We start from the raw sequence: 1,986 nt of genomic DNA, 5'->3' as shown, positions 1-1,986 counted from the left end.
GCAGCAGCGTCGGCCATCATTGGCGGCACGGCCAGTACCCTGTCGGGAGGAAAGTTCGCAAATGGGGCACTGAGCGGGGCGTTTGGGTATTTGTTCGGCAGTGCGATGGCTGCCAATGACGATTCATATGGGCAAAATGAAATGGCAATGATCTCTCAAGATAAATGGAGCTATATCATGAGTAGAAGTCCAAGACTCTCAGGGCTATATGATGACGCTGATCATTTTGACGTTGAGTATTTTGACCCCAGAGCTATCAGTGAAACCGGGCCAACGTGGGAAAATTTTGGTGAGTATGTGGCAGATGTTGGTCCGTACTTTATTGGTGGAGGAAGTGGTGGTTTGGTAATATCTGGAGGTAGGGCGTTACTTTATAGGGCCTTATCTAGTCCTCGCATTGGTCATAGGTTATTCACCGCTACTAGAAAGAATGGGGTATGGAATACAGGAAAGCTAAGGTTTGGTTGGAGTGGTAAAAATGGATCAGATGTATATCATCTGATGTTTAGATATAAGCAGCATCATATTCCAACAGGAATTAGAATCACTAGACCACATCCAAATCCATAGGGCTGAAAGTGTATGCTTAAAGAGATAGAAAAAGTTCTTAGAGATGAACTAAGGCTTGCTATAGATGCCGATGTTTCAGAATGGGATAACTTGGCATTAAAAGGAAACAGTGTCAATATAGCTGGAAAGGAATATTTTCTAGATAGGTGGGTTGAAAATGCGCCTGGTATGAATGGAATGCTGTTTGTTATTGAATTAACTAAGAACAAACTCATTGGTCAAGAAGTACATTCTGTAGGGGTGCTGTATAAAGATGGGAAAAAGAAAATATTAAATGAAGAAGATATGTGGAATATTGGTTTAGGATAGTCGAAATTATTACCAATAGAGGGCACCTAGTGCGTCGGGACACGAAGAATATTGAGACTGTAAATTAGTTTGTGTAATATTTGGTGTCAGAGCAACATTTGTTTGTTGCCATTAACCGTACCGTCACCTGATCCAGGCCAACGGCCAAACCGTGGCGATTCACATCACCCACAGCAACGCCCCCACCGAAACCCGCGTGCTGTTCCACGACCACATTGGTTCCCTCGATGTGATCACCGATCCGAACGGGAACATCAAAGAACGCCCCAGCTTTGAAGCCTGGGGCAACCGTCGTGCGTCCAACTGGAGCAGCAACCCCGCGCCAACAAGCGACGAACCACGGGGCTTCACCGGACACGAACACCTCGACGACCTGGGGCTGATCCACATGAATGGCCGGGTCTACGACCCCGACCTGGGGCGATTCCTCTCAGCGGACAGCGTAGTCCAGTTCCCCAACAACGTAAGCGGCCATTCCGCACCGCTATTGCCCCTGGCCTGATTATCTGAGCCGCTTTTGCTTCTTGCTGCTGGGTGATTGAGGCTCGGCAGTCCCGGCCTCCTTCACCGCCGACAGCAGATGCGGCGAGATATTCCATCGCTGGCCGTTGTCGGTGACCACGGTGACCGTCTTGCGGTTGTATTTGACCAAGGTCGCGAGAATGCGACCGCCCTGATGCTCGAAGCTGACCCGCTGGCCAAGATTGAACTGCATCATCTCGATGTGAGCCTGCATCGATTCGAGCATCTTCAGTCGCGCCACCACGCGCTGGTTCAGCTCCAGCAGTTCCTCGAAGCTCAGGCCGTCGATGTCAATGGGCATGGTCGAGATCCGAGCGCAGGGGGTTGGCGGCGAAGCGTTCCTTCCAGACGCGTGGCGTCAGTTCTTCGACGTCCCTGGCCGGGTGCAGGGCCACCCGTTGCAGCACGTCAACCAGGTAGGTATAAGGATTGACCTGGTGCAGCCGGCAGGTGGTGAGCAGGCTTTGGATAATGCCCACATGCTTCGCCCCCACCTCGCTCCAGCAGAACAGCCAGTTCTTACGCCCCATTGGGATCACCCGCAGGGCCCGTTCCAGGTGGTTGGTGTCGATGGGCACCTCCGGG

The 1,986-nt window shown here is 51.4% G+C and carries 5 protein-coding genes; 3 read left to right on the top strand and 2 right to left on the bottom strand.

Annotation, left to right across the window (positions count from 1 at the left end; genetic code table 11):
• The 3 genes from ACOCD2_RS17930 to ACOCD2_RS17920 form a co-directional block, all read left to right on the top strand.
• Nucleotides 1–570: hypothetical protein (locus ACOCD2_RS17930; protein ID WP_293674847.1), on the top strand; the 570-nt coding region annotated here is incomplete at its 5' end.
• 12 nt (nucleotides 571–582) lie between these two features.
• Nucleotides 583–879, top strand: a complete 297-nt coding sequence (locus ACOCD2_RS17925; RefSeq protein WP_293653036.1) for a hypothetical protein — start codon at nucleotides 583–585, stop codon at nucleotides 877–879.
• Nucleotides 880–1,075: 196 nt separating this feature from the next.
• Nucleotides 1,076–1,381, top strand: a complete 306-nt coding sequence (locus ACOCD2_RS17920) for an RHS repeat domain-containing protein (protein WP_293653037.1) — start codon at nucleotides 1,076–1,078, stop codon at nucleotides 1,379–1,381.
• Here the strand turns inward: ACOCD2_RS17920 and ACOCD2_RS17915 are convergent, their stop codons facing one another.
• Nucleotides 1,382–1,702 (bottom strand): hypothetical protein, encoded by a 321-nt coding sequence (locus tag ACOCD2_RS17915; protein ID WP_293650547.1) that lies wholly within the window; start codon nucleotides 1,700–1,702, stop codon nucleotides 1,382–1,384.
• Nucleotides 1,692–1,986 (bottom strand): transposase domain-containing protein (locus ACOCD2_RS17910; RefSeq protein WP_293653038.1); only part of this gene is annotated, 295 nt, incomplete at its 5' end. The genes ACOCD2_RS17915 and ACOCD2_RS17910, both read right to left, overlap by 11 nt.

This window comes from Thiolapillus sp. (assembly GCF_048562965.1).
Classification (GTDB): Bacteria; Pseudomonadota; Gammaproteobacteria; order Chromatiales; family Chromatiaceae; genus Thiolapillus; species Thiolapillus brandeum_A.
The sequence above is the reverse complement of the archived record's forward strand: the minus strand, read 5'-3'. Positions and strand labels throughout refer to the sequence as shown.

Excerpts from the sequence above, each read along its gene's own strand:
- ACOCD2_RS17925 (WP_293653036.1), top strand. The coding sequence starts at position 583 with ATGCTTAAAGAGATAGAAAAAGTTCTTAGAGATGAACTAAGGCTTGCT.
- ACOCD2_RS17915 (WP_293650547.1), bottom strand. The coding sequence starts at position 1,702 with ATGCCCATTGACATCGACGGCCTGAGCTTCGAGGAACTGCTGGAGCTG.